12 protein-coding genes, 1 tRNA gene and 1 other RNA gene are annotated in these 16,288 nt (G+C 68.6%); 4 read left to right on the top strand and 10 right to left on the bottom strand.

The features are described 5' to 3' along the window. Positions 1-51: 51 nt before the first annotated feature. From IE305_RS24625 to ffs, 7 genes are all read right to left on the bottom strand, one after another. The gene (locus tag IE305_RS24625) at positions 52-1,278 is read right to left on the bottom strand and encodes an aspartate-semialdehyde dehydrogenase (RefSeq protein ID WP_190131931.1); all 1,227 of its coding nucleotides are present in this window, start codon (positions 1,276-1,278) and stop codon (positions 52-54) included. Beyond that, a complete protein-coding gene (locus tag IE305_RS24620) occupies positions 1,275-2,546 on the bottom strand; it encodes an aspartate kinase (RefSeq protein ID WP_190131930.1) in 1,272 nt (423 codons plus the stop codon). Before IE305_RS24620 ends, IE305_RS24625 begins: the two co-directional genes overlap by 4 nt. A 131-nt stretch (positions 2,547-2,677) precedes the next feature. Further along, on the bottom strand, positions 2,678-3,352 hold the full coding sequence (locus IE305_RS24615; protein WP_190131929.1) for a DUF5063 domain-containing protein: 675 nt from the start codon (positions 3,350-3,352) through the stop codon (positions 2,678-2,680). Beyond that, positions 3,345-3,944: a recombination mediator RecR gene (recR, locus tag IE305_RS24610; RefSeq protein ID WP_190131928.1), complete on the bottom strand. Its 600-nt coding sequence runs from the start codon at positions 3,942-3,944 to the stop codon at positions 3,345-3,347. Before recR ends, IE305_RS24615 begins: the two co-directional genes overlap by 8 nt. A gap of 204 nt (positions 3,945-4,148) precedes the next feature. Then, positions 4,149-4,481 (bottom strand): YbaB/EbfC family nucleoid-associated protein, encoded by a 333-nt coding sequence (locus IE305_RS24605; protein WP_190131927.1) that lies wholly within the window; start codon positions 4,479-4,481, stop codon positions 4,149-4,151. Between the two features lie 190 nt (positions 4,482-4,671). Next, the gene (locus IE305_RS24600; protein WP_190131926.1) at positions 4,672-7,002 is read right to left on the bottom strand and encodes a DNA polymerase III subunit gamma and tau; all 2,331 of its coding nucleotides are present in this window, start codon (positions 7,000-7,002) and stop codon (positions 4,672-4,674) included. A gap of 116 nt (positions 7,003-7,118) precedes the next feature. Next, positions 7,119-7,213: signal recognition particle sRNA small type (gene ffs / locus IE305_RS24595), an RNA gene on the bottom strand. 167 nt (positions 7,214-7,380) lie between these two features. Between ffs and IE305_RS24590 the strand changes: the two genes are divergently transcribed. From IE305_RS24590 to IE305_RS24575, 4 genes are all read left to right on the top strand, one after another. Beyond that, positions 7,381-7,465, top strand: a tRNA-Ser gene (locus IE305_RS24590). A 375-nt stretch (positions 7,466-7,840) separates the two neighbouring features. Further along, complete coding sequence (locus tag IE305_RS24585) at positions 7,841-9,391, top strand: type I restriction-modification system subunit M (RefSeq protein ID WP_190131925.1); 1,551 nt, start codon at positions 7,841-7,843, stop codon at positions 9,389-9,391. Further along, positions 9,384-10,670 carry a restriction endonuclease subunit S gene (locus IE305_RS24580; protein WP_229891488.1) on the top strand — a complete coding sequence of 429 codons (1,287 nt, stop codon included), beginning with the start codon at positions 9,384-9,386 and terminating at the stop codon, positions 10,668-10,670. The genes IE305_RS24585 and IE305_RS24580 overlap by 8 nt, the downstream gene beginning before the upstream one ends. A gap of 3 nt (positions 10,671-10,673) precedes the next feature. Continuing rightward, positions 10,674-13,751 carry a type I restriction endonuclease subunit R gene (locus IE305_RS24575; RefSeq protein WP_190131924.1) on the top strand — a complete coding sequence of 1,026 codons (3,078 nt, stop codon included), beginning with the start codon at positions 10,674-10,676 and terminating at the stop codon, positions 13,749-13,751. A 45-nt stretch (positions 13,752-13,796) separates the two neighbouring features. Here the strand turns inward: IE305_RS24575 and IE305_RS24570 are convergent, their stop codons facing one another. From IE305_RS24570 to IE305_RS24560, 3 genes are all read right to left on the bottom strand, one after another. After that, a complete protein-coding gene (locus IE305_RS24570; protein ID WP_190131923.1) occupies positions 13,797-15,068 on the bottom strand; it encodes a tyrosine-type recombinase/integrase in 1,272 nt (423 codons plus the stop codon). An 11-nt stretch (positions 15,069-15,079) separates the two neighbouring features. Then, positions 15,080-15,379 carry a helix-turn-helix domain-containing protein gene (locus IE305_RS24565; protein WP_190131922.1) on the bottom strand — a complete coding sequence of 100 codons (300 nt, stop codon included), beginning with the start codon at positions 15,377-15,379 and terminating at the stop codon, positions 15,080-15,082. Positions 15,380-15,514: 135 nt separating this feature from the next. Then, entirely contained in the window at positions 15,515-16,060 is a 546-nt protein-coding gene (locus IE305_RS24560; protein ID WP_190131921.1) for a helix-turn-helix transcriptional regulator, read from the bottom strand. Between the last annotated feature and the right edge of the window lie 228 nt (positions 16,061-16,288).

Raw genomic sequence — 16,288 nt, 5'->3', positions numbered from 1 at the left:
TACGTCTGCCCAGTTCAATAGGTCCGGACCAATAAGTTGATCACAAGACCTTCACACATTCCCCCAGTATTGCGGAGCGGTCAGCTCCGCCGCCACGAGTTCTGCGATCTGGGCCGCGTTGAGGGCCGCTCCCTTGCGGAGATTGTCGCCGCACAGGAACAGGTCGAGCGCACGGGGGTCGTCCGGGGACCGCCGGACCCGCCCCGCCCAGGTCGGGTCGGTGCCCACCGCGTCGGCCGGCGTCGGGAACTCGCCCTCGGCCGGGCTGTCGCACAGCACCACCCCGGGGGCGTTCGCCAGGATCTCGTGCGCCTCCGGCACGCTCACCTCGCGCTCGAACCGGGCGTGCACGCTCATCGAGTGCGTGGTGACCACGGGGACGCGGACGCAGGTCGCGCTCACCCGCAGCCCCGGCAGCCCCAGGATCTTCCGGGTCTCCGCCCGCACCTCGAGTTCCTCGGAGGACCAGCCGTCCTCGCCCGGCTCGCCGATCCACGGCACCACATTGAGCGCCACCGGCGCCGGGAACGGCCCGGCCGCCTCACCGACCGCGCGGCGCAGGTCACCGGGGTGCGTCCCCAGGTCCGTACCGACGACGGCGGCGAGCTGGGCGCGCAGCGCGTCGACGCCGCGCCGGCCCGCTCCCGAGACCGCCTGGTACGAGGAGACCACCAGCTCGCGCAGGCCGAAGGCGGCGTGCAGGGCACCCACCGCCACGATCATCGAGAGGGTGGCGCAGTTGGGGTTGGCGACGATGCCGCGCGGGCGGACACGCGCCGCATGCGGGTTCACCTCGGGCACCACCAGCGGTACGTCCGGGTCCATGCGGAACGCCGCCGAGTTGTCGACGACCACCGCGCCACGGGCCGCGGCGACGGGCGCCCAGCGGGCGGCCACGTCGTCCGGTACGTCGAACACCGCCACGTCGACGCCCTCGAAGACGTCGTCGCCGAGCGCGACGACCTCGGTCTCCTCGCCGCGCACCGTCAGCTTCCGGCCGGCCGAACGGGCCGACGCGACGAGACGTATCTCGCCCCAGACGTCCGCGCGCTGCGACAGGATCTCCAGCAGGACCGCGCCGACGGCACCGGTGGCCCCGACGACGGCCAGCGTGGGCCGCCCGTCACGGCCGGGCTTCACCCCGGGGGAAGCCGGGGCAGCCGGGGCAGCGGGAGCGGTGCGGCCGGTGGCCGGCGCCTGCGCGGCGTCGCCGTGCGGCGGGGTGCCACCCGGCGGGACCGGCCGCCCGGGCCGGCCCACCGGGTGGGCGGCCGTCATCGGCCGGTGCCTCCGTAGACGACTGCCTCGTCGCTCTCGCTGTCCAGGCCGAACGCCGTGTGGACGGCGCGGACCGCCTCGTTGACGTCGTCGGCGCGCGTGACGACCGAGATGCGGATCTCGGAGGTCGAGATCAGCTCGATGTTCACGCCCGCGTTGGACAGCGCCTCGAAGAACGTCGCCGTCACGCCCGGGTTCGTCTTCATGCCCGCGCCGACGAGCGAGATCTTGGCGATCTGGTCGTCGTAGCGCAGCGAGTCGAAGCCGACGCGGTCCTTGGTCTTCTCCAGCGCCTCGATCGCCTTGTGGCCCTCGGTCTTGGGGAGGGTGAAGGAGATGTCGGTCAGGCCGGTGGACGCCGCGGAGACGTTCTGGACGACCATGTCGATGTTGATCTCGGCGTCCGCGATGGCCCGGAAGATCGTCGCGGCCTCGCCCGGCTTGTCCGGCACGCCCACGACCGTGACCTTCGCCTCCGAGGTGTCGTGCGCGACACCGGAGATGATCGCCTGCTCCATCGGCTGGTCCCCTTGCGGCTCGTTGCTGACCCAGGTGCCGCGCAGCCCGGAGAAGGACGAGCGGACGTGGATCGGGATGTTGTAACGGCGTGCGTACTCCACACAGCGGTGGAGCAGCACCTTGGAACCGGAGCTGGCCAGCTCCAGCATGTCCTCGAAGGAGATCCAGTCGATCTTGCGGGCCTTCTTCACGACCCGCGGGTCGGCGGTGAACACGCCGTCGACGTCCGTGTAGATCTCGCACACCTCGGCGTCGAGCGCCGCCGCCAGCGCCACGGCGGTGGTGTCACTGCCGCCCCGGCCCAGCGTGGTGATGTCCTTCTTGTCCTGGGACACGCCCTGGAAACCGGCCACGATCGCGATGTTGCCCGCGTCGACCGACTGCTTGATCCGCCCCGGCGTGACATCGATGATGCGCGCCTTGTTGTGGACCGAGTCGGTGATGACTCCGGCCTGGCTGCCCGTGAACGACTGGGCCTCGTGACCGAGGTTTTTGATCGCCATCGCCAGGAGGGCCATGGAGATCCGCTCTCCGGCGGTCAGCAGCATGTCGAGCTCGCGGCCGGCAGGAATCGGCGAAACCTGCCCCGCGAGATCGATCAACTCGTCCGTCGTGTCGCCCATCGCGGAAACCACGACGACCACCTGGTGGCCGTTCTTCTTGGCTTCCACCACTCGCTTGGCGACCCGCTTGATGCCCTCGGCATCGGCAACGGAGGAGCCTCCGTACTTCTGCACGACAAGGCCCACGTGCGCTCCTCGCAGCTCTACGTAATGCGGTCGGCTCAGTCTAACGAGGGACCGTGATCGACCTGTCGGATGTCACATCCTGAGACGCCGGAGGGGCGGCCCGGGTTCCGTACGCGGCCGGTACGGGCTCCTCAGCGGCGCTCCGGGGCCTTCGTGCCCAGGCCCAGCGGGCCGCCGATCTCCTCGGCCATCACCCGGCCCGCCTCCTCCGCCAGCTGCTCGTCGGCCGCCGCGTCGCTGTCGGTGTCCAGGCCGTCGAGCGCGTCGAGCGGCTGGTCCAGCCGTACGTGCGCGACGAGCGACTGGAGGGCGCGCAGGCAGGCCGAGGCGGTCGGGCCCCAGTTGGTCAGGTAGGAGAACTGCCACCACCACAGGGCCTCGCTGAGGCGGCCGTCGCGGTAGTGGGCCATGCCGTGCCGCAGGTCGGTGATGATGTCGGCCAGGTCGTCGGAGATGCGGCAGGCGACGGGCGCGCTCCGGGGCACGTACGGGTCGAAGACCTCGGAGTAGACGTCCACCGGGTCGAGCATGGCCGCGAACCGCTCGCGCAGCTCGTCGACGTCCGGCTCGGGGCCCACGTCCGGCTCGTAGCGCTCGTCGGGGACGAAGTCCTCGTGCGCGCCCAGCCGGCCGCCGGTCAGCAGCAGCTGGGAGATCTCCAGCAGCAGGAAGGGCACGGCGCTGTCGGGCTCGTCACCGCGCGACACCTCGGTGACGGCCACGATGAAGCTCTCGATCGAATCCGCCACCGAGACGGCGAAGTCGTCCGGAGCGCGCCGGGCGTCGTGCAGCGTTGCGTCAGACATCGAGAAGTCTTCTCCCTTCGAAGGCACGGCCGAGCGTGACCTCGTCGGCGTATTCAAGATCCCCGCCCACGGGCAGGCCGCTGGCCAGCCTGGTGACCTTCAGCCCCATGGGCTTGACCATCCGCGCCAGGTAGGTGGCGGTGGCCTCCCCTTCCAGATTGGGGTCCGTTGCCAGGATCAGCTCGGTGACCGTGCCGTCCGCGAGCCGCGCCAGCAGCTCGCGGATGCGCAGGTCGTCCGGGCCGACGCCCTCGATGGGGCTGATCGCCCCGCCGAGCACGTGGTAGCGGCCACGGAATTCCCGCGTCCGCTCGATGGCGACGACGTCCTTGGGCTCCTCCACGACGCAGATCACCGCCGGGTCGCGGCGCGGGTCCTGGCAGACGCGGCACCGCTCCTCCTGCGCCACGTTGCCGCACTCGGCACAGAACCGGACCTTGGCCTTGACCTCCGTCAGGGCGTGCGCCAGCCGGCGCACGTCCGCGGGCTCCGCCTGGAGGATGTGGAAGGCGATCCGCTGCGCGCTCTTGGGACCGACGCCGGGCAGCCTGCCCAGTTCGTCGATGAGGTCCTGGACCACGCCTTCGTACACGGATCGTTCTCCTTCGTCGCTCTTCGCGGTGTGCTCTCGTCGCACCGCGGGTCGTGTTCCGCGCTTCTACTGTGCGACGGCCCGGGCCCTCCCGTAATCCGGGAAGCCCCTGACGGGACCCCGGTCCGGCCCGGACCCGGTCAGGGCCGGGCGTCGGGGTCCGGTGTCAGGGCCGGGCATCGGGGCCCGGCCTCGGGGTCCGCGTCAGAACGGGAGGCCGGGGATGCCGCCCAGGCCCTGGGTGAGCGGGCCGAGCTTCTGCTGCTGCAGCTGCTGGGCGCTCTGGTTGGCGTCCCGCACGGCGGCGAGGACGAGGTCGGCGAGGGTCTCGGTGTCCTCCGGGTCCACCGCCTTGGGGTCGATCACCAGGCCCTGCAGCTCGCCGGCACCGGTGACCGTGGCCTTCACCAGGCCACCGCCCGCCGTGCCCTCGACGTGCGTACGGGCCAGCTCCTCCTGGGCCGCGGCGAGGTCCTGCTGCATCTTCTGGGCCTGCTGGAACAGCTGCTGCATGTTGGGCTGGCCACCGGGGATCACGGGCTCGCTCCTGGCTCTCGACGACGTGGTGCGCTGCGGCGCGCACCCGCGGGCGCGCTCCGCCAGGCCCGAGCCTACGTGCTCGTCGCGCGGAGCGCCCTACGCCGCGGAAACGAGACGGAGAACGGCAGGAAACGGCGGAAGCAGCGCGGTCGCAGGGGCAGCGCAGGGGCGACGCAGGGGCGCGCGCCTACTCGTGGGCGATCTCCTCGACGACCGTGGCGCCCAGCTCGCGCACGATCAGGTCGTGGCCGGTCAGGGCGGTGTCGTCGAGGTCGGGGTCGTCCTCGGCCGGCATGTCGTCCTCGGGGGCCACGGGCGGCGGCTCCGGCTCGCGGTACGGCTGCGCGGGGGCGGCCGGGGCCGCCGGGGCCGGTGCCTGCCGGGGCGCCGCGGCAGGGGCCGAGCAGGGCGGGGCCTGCGGGGCGGACTGCGCCGGAGCTGCCGGGGCCGCAGCCGGCGGCGGGGGTGCCTGGTGGGACGGCTGGGCCGGGGGCGGCGGCTGCGGCTGGTACGTCTGCGGGCGGGCGTACGCGGGCGCCGCACCCGCACCACCGCCGACGCCGCCACCGGCGAGGTTGGCGCCGCCGGAGGGGTCGACGATCAGCTCGGTCTTCCACTGGAGACCGAGGTCGCCCAGTGCCTGCCGCAGCACGTCCTCGCTGCCGCTGTTGGCGAAGCTGTCACGCGCACCGGCGTTGGAGAAACCGATCTGCAGGGTGGCGCCGTCGAAGCCGGAGACCTGGGCGTTCTGGCTCAGCAGGATCCACGTGAAACGGCGGCGGTTCTTGACCGCCTCAAGGATGTTCGGCCACAGCTGCCGCGCCTGGAGGGCGTCACCCTGCGGCTGGGGCGACTGCGGGTACGACGGCGAGGCCGCCGCCGCGGGTGCCGGGGCAGGCGCAGCCGGGACCGGTGCCGGGGCAGATGGGGCCGCGCCCGTGCCGGCAGCAGCGGCCGTCGGCCAGGAGCCCGGCGCCTTGGCGGGCGCCGCTCCCCCGGCCGAGCCGGGGGCCGCCGCGGCCGGCCAGGCACCGGGCCGCGCACCACTGGACGCACCAGCGGCAGGGTCGGCGGGCGCGGCAGTTGTGGCGGCTGCGGCTGGTGCCGGTGCCGGGGCAGGAGAGGCGGGCGACGGCACCACGGGCTCCGGGGCCGTCGGCGCACCCGTAGGGGCCGCTGCCGGAGTCGTCGGGGCCACGGGGGCGGCCGGAGCGCCCGTACCCGTAGGGGTCGCCACGGCCGCGCGGGCGGCTGCCGGGCCGGTCAGCCCGGCGCCGGGGCCCGCGTGCGGCACGTGCGCGTCGGGGCCGGGCACGTACCCCATGGCGGGCATACCGGCAGCCGGCATGCCCACAGTGGCCGCGCCGCGCTCCAGCCGCTCGAGGCGGGCCCGTACGGAACGTTCGTCGTCGAAGGCGGCGGGCAGCAGCACGCGGGCGCAGATCAGCTCCAGCTGGAGCCGGGGCGACGTGGCGCCGCGCATCTCCGTCAGGCCCTGGTTGACCAGGTCCGCGGCGCGGCTGAGCTCGCCCGCGCCGAACGAGGACGCCTGGGCCTGCATGCGCTCCACGACGTCGACGGGCGCGTCGATGAGGCCCTTTTCCGCCGCGTCGGGCACGGCGGCGAGGATGACGAGGTCGCGCAGCCGCTCCAGCAGGTCGGCGACGAAGCGGCGCGGGTCGTTGCCGCCCTCGACGACGCGGTCGACGACCTGGAAGGCCGCCGCGCCGTCGCCCGCGGCGAACGCCTCGACGACGGCGTCGAGCAGCGAACCGTCCGTGTAGCCGAGGAGGGACGTCGCCATGGCGTACGTCACACCGTCCTCGGCGGCGCCGGCGAGCAGCTGGTCCATCACGGACATCGAGTCACGCACGGAACCCGCGCCGGCCCGCACGACCAGCGGCAGCACGCCGTCCTCGACGGGGATCTTCTCCTGCTCGCACACCTCGCTCAGGTAGTCGCGCAGGGTGCCGGGCGGGACGAGGCGGAAGGGGTAGTGGTGCGTACGGGACCGGATGGTCCCGATGACCTTCTCGGGCTCGGTGGTGGCGAAGATGAACTTCAGGTGCTCCGGCGGCTCCTCGACGACCTTCAGCAGGGCGTTGAAGCCCGCCGAGGTGACCATGTGGGCCTCGTCGATGATGTAGATCTTGTAGCGGCTGGAGGCGGGCCCGAAGAACGCCTTCTCGCGCAGCTCACGGGCGTCGTCGACGCCACCGTGCGACGCGGCGTCGATCTCGATGACGTCGATCGAACCGCGTCCGTTGCGCGCGAGGTCACGGCAGGACTGGCACTCGCCGCAAGGGGTGGGCGTGGGCCCGTTCTCGCAGTTCAGGCAGCGGGCGAGGATGCGCGCGCTGGTCGTCTTGCCACAGCCGCGCGGTCCGCTGAACAGGTACGCGTGGTTGACCCGGTTGTTGCGCAGCGCCTGCTGCAGCGGGGTGGTGACATGCTCTTGCCCGATGACCTCGGCGAAGGTCTCGGGGCGGTAGCGGCGGTAGAGCGCGAGGGACGACACACCTACGACGATATCGGGCCCCACTGACAAGTGGCTTCCGTCACAGAATCCCCACCGGGCCCGGGCCCGGGCACGGACCCGGGCGCCCGCGATGCGCCGGAGCGCCCCTGGGAACGCAAAGGGCCCCTCACGCACCCGCCAGAGCCCACTTACCCTTGCTGCCTTCCGGCCCTGGGGGAGTTGGGTGAGATAGCGCCACGTGAGGGGCTTGGCCCCAAGCCTAGCGGATCCCGGCGGGTACCCGGACACCCCCACCCGCCCAGGCCCCCAGCCGCGCCTCCTTCACCCCCCGGAGACCCCCTCCGGAGACCCCCTCCGGAGACCCCCTCCGGGGAACGGGTTCGCGAGCACTGCTCCGCGTCTTGTATTGTTTGCGGCGGAGGATTCGCCTAGAGGCCTAGGGCGCACGCTTGGAAAGCGTGTTGGGGGCAACCCCTCACGAGTTCGAATCTCGTATCCTCCGCAGCCGCCCACCTGGGCAAACGAAGGGTCCGACCGCTCAGCGGTCGGACCCTTCGTCGTCGCGTGGTCTCAGTTTTGGTCTCAGTTGCGCGGGGCGGACAGCCGTGGATCGCCACGGACAGGCTTCGGCTGCTCTCTGTCGACGATCAGGTCACCGGGGCCGTGATGGTCGGCAGCATCAAGACCAAGATCCTCCTGGACCAACTTGAGGCTTCGCGGCCACGTGCGGGCCACACCCGCGCGAGCCGGCGCCTTGAACCGACCAGCAGAGAGGTCGACTACAGCCTGGTTGTCAGGGGGCCAAAATAGGATGCCCCGCGGAGACTCCACGGCTTCTAGACCGCCACCCGGACACGAGCAAGGACACCCCCGACTGATGGCAGTGACCCAGCAGGAGATCGAGAACCGGTTGTGGGACGCCGCCGACGAGCTGCGCGTGGCGATGCCCGAAGCGCAGTACTCCTCGGTCGTCTTCCCACTGATGTTCTGGAAGTACCTGTCGGATACCTGGGAGCACACCCACCAGACCTTCCTCAAGGAGAACGAGGACCTCGACCTCTCACCCGAGGAAGCCGACGAGGTCGAGTACAGCAACTACCAGACGTTCAAGATCCCCTTCATCTTCCCTGGCACCGTCGCCGAGCGCCGCGCCTCTTGGTCATCCATCCTCGCCACCGTCGCCCAGCACGGCCTCGGCCAGCGGGTTCGCGCTTCCCTCCAGGCCATCGAGTCGGCCAACCCTGACAAGTTCTCCCGTCTGTTCGGGTCCATGACCTGGACCTCCGAAACGGTGCTGCCAGGGGAGGTGCTGGCGTCGGTCATGCGGGCGATGGACCGCACCCCCAAGATGCACGAGGGCAACATGTCCCACGACGTGCTCGGTGGAGCGTACGAGTACCTGCTCAAGCGCTTCTCCGACGGGTCAGGCACCCGCGCCGGCCAGTTCTTCACCCCGCGTGAGGTCGTCGAGCTGATCATCGAGCTGCTGGACCCCAAGAACCACGAGTCGGTGTACGACCCGACCTGCGGGTCTGGTGGCATGCTCATTGCCGCCGCGAACTTCCTCAAGGCCCACGGCGGGCGGGGGTACACACTCAGCTTGAACGGGCAAGAGGCGGTAACGGATACCGCAGGTGTGGCCCGCATGAACCTCTTCATGCACAACCTGACCGAGTTCAAGGTTGAGGTCGGCGACACCCTGAGGGACCCGCGCTTCAAGAAGCCGGACGGGTCCGTCAAGCAATTCGACGTGATCGTCGCCAATCCGCCCTACAGCATGAAGTGGAAGCCCTGGACCAACGACCCTCGCGCCATCGGAGGGGTCGCCCCACAGTCGTCGGCGGACTGGGCATTCGTGCAGCACATGATCGCCAGCATGGATTCGAAGAAGGGCCGCGCCGGCGTCGTCCTGCCGCACGGCGTCCTCTTCCGAGGTGGGCAGGAGGCAGCTATCCGCAAGCGTGTGCTGGACGACGACTTGCTTGAAGCGGTAATCGGGCTGCCCGCAAACCTCTTTTACAGCACGACGATTCCGACCTGCGTCCTCGTATTCCGCACACCCGGCACCAAGGCCCCGGGGCGGCAGGACGGCGTGCTGTTCATCGACGCCTCCACACGGTTCACCAAGGCCAAGAACCGGCACGTCCTCACTGATGCAGACATCACCGACATCGTGACCGCCTACCACTCAGGCTCCGACGGCAACGGAGGGGATGGCCTCTCGGCGCGGTTCGTCCCCACCACAGAGATCGTGGCCAACGGGTACGACCTCAACATCGGCCGCTACATCAAGCAGGCCGCCGCCGAGCAAGAGGACCTCGGCACCCTCATCGATGCCTACAACATCGCCCGGGCCGAGCGCGAAAAGACCGAGCAGCGCATGCTCGCGGTCCTCTCTGCCGCAGGCATCGAGGGCTTCGATGAGTGACTGGCAGCAGATCAGCCTCGGTGACCTGGAGACTCCTGTGCGCCGCAAGGCAGCCGTTCCACCACAGAGATCCAGGGCTTCGATGAGTGACGGTTATCCGCTTCGTCCGCTCGGGGAGGTGATGCGCCTCGACATCCAGCGCACACCGATGAAGCCTGCAACTACCTACCGCCTAGCCGGGGTCCTCAATGCAGGAAAGGGGGTTGTCGCTAAAGGCGAACTCGACGGCGGAGATACAGAGTACGCAGCAATGAACGTGCTGCGCGCTGACCAGGTCGTGATGCGAAAACTGACCGCATGGGAAGGTCCGATCACTGTAGTACCTGCCGAGTTCGATGGATTCGTCGTCAGCAACGAGTTCCCGACGTTCACGCTTGGCCCAGAACTGATGCCCGACTGGATGAGGCACGTCTGTGGCTCACCACGACTTTGGGCGGAGATGAAGAACCGAGTGAGCGGGACAGTTCAACGGCGCAAGCGTCTCAACCCAGAGCAACTCTTGCAGATCCAACTGCCGATCCCACCCCGTGAGGTACAGGTGCGGATCGTCGAGATGCTCGACGCGGTCGACCAGCAAATCGCAGCGCTCGACCGTGAAGCAAGTGCTGCCGACACAACCGCTGGCGCAATTGCCGAATCTATGCTGGCCGAACACGCTCATGTCCGTGTCGGGGACCACCTTAGTCGCATCGAGGGTGGTCGTAGCCCACAGGCCGTCGATACACCGCCCAAAGAAGACGAGCAAGGCGTTCTCAAGGTCAGCGCGGTCGTAGCCTTCCATTTCATCGCGGACGAGGCCAAGACGCTCGCCTCGGAAACAGAGATGCCAAAGTCGGCCGAGGTGCGGGCAGGAGATGTACTGGTCACGCGGGCGAATGGCGCCATCAATCGCGTCGGCGCGGTCTGCCGTGTTCCCTCCGATGTCCGAGATGGTCTGTATCTAAGCGACAAGACGCTTCGTATGGTCCCCGCCGAGGGCCTTGACCCGGACTTCCTGGTTGTCGCTATGGCGCTTTCGGGGGTGCGGAGGCAGATCGTTATGGCCGCCTCTGGCTCGGCTTCCATGAAGAACATCAGCCAGTCGAAGATCGCTGGACTTGAAGTACCAATGCCCGAACTGACTGAGCAGCGCAAGATTGCTTCGACGGTCCTTTCGGTACGTTCACTCGGAAGGGCGTCTCGCGCAGAGGCGGGCAGGCTCCGTCGGGTCCGTGCCGCTCTGCTATCGGGCCTGCTGGACGGAACCATCAGCATCGATACTGCCGAACTGGGGGTCTGAGCCGTGACAAAGGGCATTCGAGAGCGCGAGTTCCAGAACTTAATGATCCAATGGTCCTTGCCAATGGGGTGGAACTTCACAGCCGGCAGGTCGCTGCCGCGTGAGACGACGCAGACGGTGATCGTCAGCCATCTGCGGGACGCCATCGTCCGACTTAACCCTGAGGTGATCGACGGGTTCGACGTGGACGCCGTGGTCGAGGAGATCGTCGCCACGGTCAACGCCGTCGAGGGCGGGCTGGTGCGGGCCAATGAGCAGGTGCTGAAACTGCTGCGTGGGCAAAAGGAGTTCCGGCACGCCGACGGCGTGTGGCACGCCCTGAAGCTCGTCGACTTCGAGCATCCAATCGCCAACACGCTGGTCGTGTCGGACGAGGTGACCATAACCATCCCTGGCAAGACCCCCCGACGGTTCGACCTCGTCTACTGGGTCAACGGCCTGCCCCTCGTTGTCGTAGAGGTGAAGTCACCGACCGCGAAGTCCGGGTGGGCCGGCGCCGCCCGCGAGATCAACGAGGTGTACGCCACCGAGTACCCATGGTTCTTCACCCCCAACGTCTTCGCCATCGCCTCCGATGGACTGAAGCTGCGATTCGGTGCCGCCGGTGCGCCCCTGAATTTGTGGCAGCCGTTCCGGTCCACTGCCGACGATGAGGCTCTTTCCGGGCAGGCCGACGTGCAACGCTCTGTCGAGTTGCTGCTCGCCCCGGCCACGGTCCTGGATATGCTCGCCAACTTCACCCTCTTCAGCACCTCCGGGGGCGGGGTGGACAAGAAGTACCTGCCCCGCTATCCGCAGATGGAAGCCGCCCATCTGATCCACAAGCGGGTCCTGGCCGACGGCCGGAAGGGGCTGATCTGGCACCACCAAGGCAGTGGGAAGACACTGCTGATGGTGTTCGCCGCCTCCCTGCTGTTGGCCGACACTCGCACCGATTCGCCAACGATCATCCTGCTCTCGGATCGCACCGACCTCGTCCGGCAGACCTCTGGGGTGTTCACCTCCGCGATGGGGGACGCCTACTTCCACCAGCCCGCCACCAGCAAGAAGCTGCGTTCCCTGCTGGCCGACGACGTACGCGGCGTTATCTCCACCACCGTCCACAAGTTCGCCGACGCCGGCAAGAACCTGTCAACCCGCCGCAACATCATCGTGCTGGTCGACGAGGCACACCGCACCCAGTCCTCCAAGGAGGACTCTCTGGCCGGGCAGATGCGTGCAGCGTTGCCGCACGCGAAGTTCTTCGGCATGACCGGCACCCCGATCAGAAACCTCGCCACCGACACCTTCGCCCTCTTCGGCGAGGAGACCGACCCGGGCAGGGTGCTGCACCGATACTCGGTGTCCCGATCCCTGCATGACGAGGCCACCGTCCCGGTCATGCTGGACCCGCACCCGGTCACCTTCGAGATGAACGACCAAGCCCTGCAAGCCGAGTTCGACCAGTTCGCCGACGAATTCGACCTCGACGACCCAGACCGTGAAACTCTGTCCCGTAAGTTCGGGCGCCTCACCTCGGTGTTCGCCAACCCCGAACGCATACAGACGGTCTGCCAGGACATCGTGGATCACTACCTGGCCGGCGCCTACCGCAACGGGCTCAAGGCCCAGGTTGTCGCCTACAACCGTGAGCTTGCGGTGGCATACACGGACAAGATCAACGAGCTGCTGGCCGGCTTCGAGGCGTCACAGGTGCTCGCCGAGGTCGGCAAGCACGACCGGATCACCGCCGAGGTCAACGTCCACGTCAAGGACTCCAAAGACGAAGATCCCGCCATGCGACCGTACAGGCTCTCGGAGGTCGACGAGGAGGACCAGAAGCGGCGCTTCCTCGCCCCGGACGATCCGTTGTGCTTCCTGGTGGTGACCGCGAAACTGATGACGGGGTTCGACGCTCCCAACGAGGGCGTCCTCTACCTGGACAAGCCACTGAAGGCCCACAACCTGTTCCAGACGATCACCCGGCCGAACCGCACCTGGGTCTCCCCGACCGGGTTCGTGAAGACCTCCGGTGTGGTCGTGGACTACATCAGCCTGGCCGAGGAGGTCCAGCGGGCCGTCGTCGACCCCACCGCGGAGGGGGCCGCTGGCAAGGGTGGGGGGTTCGTCACCGACGTGACCGACCTGGTCGCCGAGTTCCGCACCACTTTCGCCCGTATCGAAGACCTGTTTGCGAAGGTGGACGGACTAGACCTCACGGTCCACGGGTACGAGTCGGTACGAGCCATTAACGTCTTCCTCGACGCCGACCCTGTCGCCGCCGAGGTGTTCTCCAAGGACTACCGGCTCTTGGCCCGCCTGTACCCGCTCATCAACACCGACAAGCGGATCGCCAAGTACCAGGACGGGTTCGGGCTGTTCGGGTCCGCGTACACGACCCTGTTCAAGAAGTCCTCCGACGAGGAGAGGAAGGAACGCCTGGGCGAGCTGGGACCGATGGTCCTGGAGATAATCAATGCCCACGTCCACTCCTTCTCTGTGGTCGCTTCCCAGGAGGAACCCCTCGTCCTCGACGCCCAGGGCATCGCCATCCTCAAGGAACTGCTGGCCCTCGTCCGCCCCAAGTCCGGCAAGGACGACAGCGAAGACAAGAGGCCGCCGTCTGCGGCGGAGATCCTGGACCAGATCAAGGCCGCCCTCGAAAGGGGGGTCGAGCCGGGGTCCGCGAAGTACACCGCCCTGGCAGAGCGCATCAGACAGCTGCGGGACCGGATCATCCAAAACGCCCAGGACGCCCTGGAGTTCCTGGCCGACGCACTCCGAGTCGCCCGTGCCATCGTGAACGCCGAGAAGCACCCCGACGAAGCCGTGGTGCTGGATGATGACCATGTAGGTGTCCTGTCGCGGATCATCCACGACCACGCACCGTCCGGCCTCACCGTCACAGAGCGAAACCTGGCCGAGGAGATTGACCAGGTGGTCAAGCGCACCCTCGCCCAGTCATGGGACAACGCCGAGGCCCGTAACCGCGGCGTCCGCCGTGCCACCGCCGCGGTCTTCCGCCGGTACATGTTGAAGCCGGTAGGGGAACCGTACGGCTCCACCGTCGCCTACATCGAAGCCCATTACCTCGTCGACTGACGAATGGGCAGAGGCCCGGCAACCTGTGGCGGTTGCCGGGCCTCGTCACGCTGCGTGAAACGGGCTTTGGCCGGCGTCGGACACGATGTCTCCCGTGGCCTTATCCGTGCCCCACAGCAGGCCATCGATCTTGGCGGCGGTGTCCTGCAAGACGCGGCCCGTCAGGTGCTGGTAGCGGCGGCGCATGCGTGCCGACTTGCCGGGCTCCCAGCCCATGATGGCGTCGACGATCGCGTCGGGGACGCCGAGGATCAGCAAGACCGTGGCGGCCGTGTGGCGGGCGTCGTGGAGGCGCCCTTCGCGGACTCCGGCCGCCTTCAGCAGGTCCTTCCACTTGTGGTAGTCGGTGTTGGGGTTCAGCGGCTCACCCGTCGGTGAGGTGAAGACGTACCCCTTCTCCACCCACAGGTCGCGTGCCAGGCGGCGTTCCCGGTCCTGTTCCTCCTTGTGCCGTCGGAGGAGCTTCATCAGCTCCTCCGGCACGCCGATGGGCCGCTTGCCCGCGCGGGACTTAGTGTTCTTGGTCTCGCGCCGGATGTTGATCTTCTGCGGGCAGTACCCGGGTTTGCGTCCGCAGCGGTTGCCGCAGCCGTGCTTGTACCGGGGGCGGAGCCGACCGCGGCTGACGCGGATCACCCCGGCCTCCCAGTCGACGTCGGTCCACTGGAGGCCGAGCACCTCGCCCTGGCGGAGGCCGAGAGCCAGGGCGATGACCCAGCGGGCGGTGTTGCGGTGGCCTTCGGCCTCCAGCAGGATCCGCTGGACCTCCTCCACCGAGTAGGGCTCGACCTCTTCCTCTTCGAGGCGGGGCGCCTTGGCGATAGTGGCCGGATTGACGGTGATGTGGCGGCGGCGTACGGCCTCGTTCAGGGCGGCGCGTACGGTCCGGTGAGCCTGGTGGGCCGTGCCGGCGGCGCTGCCGGTGTCCTGCATCTTCTTGTAGAAGCGCTCCAGGTGCTCCGGCTCCAGCTTCTCCAGCCGGTGGGCGCCGAGACCGGGGATGAGGTGGTGGTAGACCGCGACGCGGTAGCCGTCGATGGTGTTCTCGGAGACATGCAGGGCGGCGATGTTCTCCACCCAGTGGGTCAGCCAGGTCTTGACCGTCCAGGACTGACCGGTCTTACGGACGGTGCCGGCATCGCGCTGCCGCTCGAGTTCACGGACCTTCTTGGTCACCTCGGCGCGCGTCTTGCTGGAGACGTGGCGCCGGTCGGGAGTGCCGTCGTCTTTGACGCCGACCGTGACGCGGCCGTGCCAACGGCCGTCCTTGGCCTGGTAGATGGATGAGGCACCATTCGGCTGGCGAGATCTTGTCATGTCGCCGCCCCTCAGGCCGCAGCCGCGAGGTCGCCGGCGGTCAGGCGCCGTGCGAGGAACTCGTTCACCGCCTCTGCGGGTATTCGGCGAAGGCTGCCGATCTTCACGGACGTGATCTCGCCGGAGGTGACGTACTCGTACATCTTGGTGCGGCCGATGCCGATACGCCGGGCGGCTTCGGCGACGGTGAGCCCGACGAGCGTGGGGTCGCCGTGGGAGCCCTTCCGCTCCGCCATGAGCGTGCGGAGGTTCTCCTCCGGGACGCCGAGGAGATGGGCGATCTGGGAAACGGGCAGGGCGTTCTTGGGCAAGGGTGATCCTCGTCCCGGCCAGCCGTGAAGGGGCGGCAACCCCAGGCCATGCCGTATCGATCGTTCAGGGATGGGCGTTGTTGATGTGCTGCCTGCCGTCCGGCGTTCGTAGCGCCGGAGCGTCAGGTGAAGCGGTTATTCGGCGTCGGGCTTGGCAGGAGCGGCGTCGCCGAGCAGGCTCCGGTGCCGGGCGGGCACGGAGTCGTAGCGCGTGAAGTCGTTACCGGCGGCGCCGGAGAGTTCGTAGGTGAGCAGGCCCTTGACCATGTCCGCCTGGTCGGGGTGGGCCTTGATGTAGTCGTCGATGTCGGCCTTGGCGCGGTCCAGGGGCTTGCGGGCGGCCCGCCAGTCCTTCCAGCGCTCGACGTATTCGCCGACGAGCCTGCGCACCTCGGCGTTGGAGACGTGGCCCGGCGGGCTGGCCAGGTCGTCGAGCGGGATGTCGAAGACCTTGCAGAAGCCGAGGGCCTCGTCGAGGTTGACCCTACGGCGAGGCTTGCCGCTCTCGATGCGCCAGATCGCGGACTGGTTCACCGGATGGCCGACCTCGGCCATCCGCTCCGCCAGCTTCTGCGTGCTCCAGCCGCGGATCTCGCGCTCGAGCTTGATGCGTTCGGCCACGTTGTTCTCCGGCAGGGGCCGGTCGGGGCCGGCGCGGGCGGCACCTTCGTCACTGCTCACTGCTCACACCTCCTCGCGGCACACCTGATCCGGACCACCATGGCCCGGGGTGAACAGCTAACTCCATTTCGATTCCGAATGCAACTCATTCCGGAGCGCATCAGATGGGGTAGTGTGGTCGGCGTCCGCCGTTGAACGCGCCGGACACGCAGAAGCCCCCGGTGCTACGAAGACGCTGTTGGCGAATTCGGGGGTTCGCGTGACGTCGGCCTTCAAGACCCGGTTGTG

The organism is Streptomyces mashuensis, assembly GCF_014654785.1.
Lineage (GTDB): Bacteria > Actinomycetota > Actinomycetes > Streptomycetales > Streptomycetaceae > Streptomyces > Streptomyces mashuensis.
The sequence above is the reverse complement of the archived record's forward strand: the minus strand, read 5'-3'. Positions and strand labels throughout refer to the sequence as shown.

Bases quoted from the DNA above. Each gene is read 5' to 3' on its own strand.
- IE305_RS24580 (WP_229891488.1), top strand. From the start codon at position 9,384: ATGAGTGACTGGCAGCAGATCAGCCTCGGTGACCTGGAGACTCCTGTG.
- IE305_RS24625 (WP_190131931.1), bottom strand. From the start codon at position 1,278: ATGACGGCCGCCCACCCGGTGGGCCGGCCCGGGCGGCCGGTCCCGCCG.
- IE305_RS24585 (WP_190131925.1), top strand. From the start codon at position 7,841: ATGGCAGTGACCCAGCAGGAGATCGAGAACCGGTTGTGGGACGCCGCC.
- IE305_RS24570 (WP_190131923.1), bottom strand. From the start codon at position 15,068: ATGACAAGATCTCGCCAGCCGAATGGTGCCTCATCCATCTACCAGGCC.
- IE305_RS24615 (WP_190131929.1), bottom strand. From the start codon at position 3,352: ATGTCTGACGCAACGCTGCACGACGCCCGGCGCGCTCCGGACGACTTC.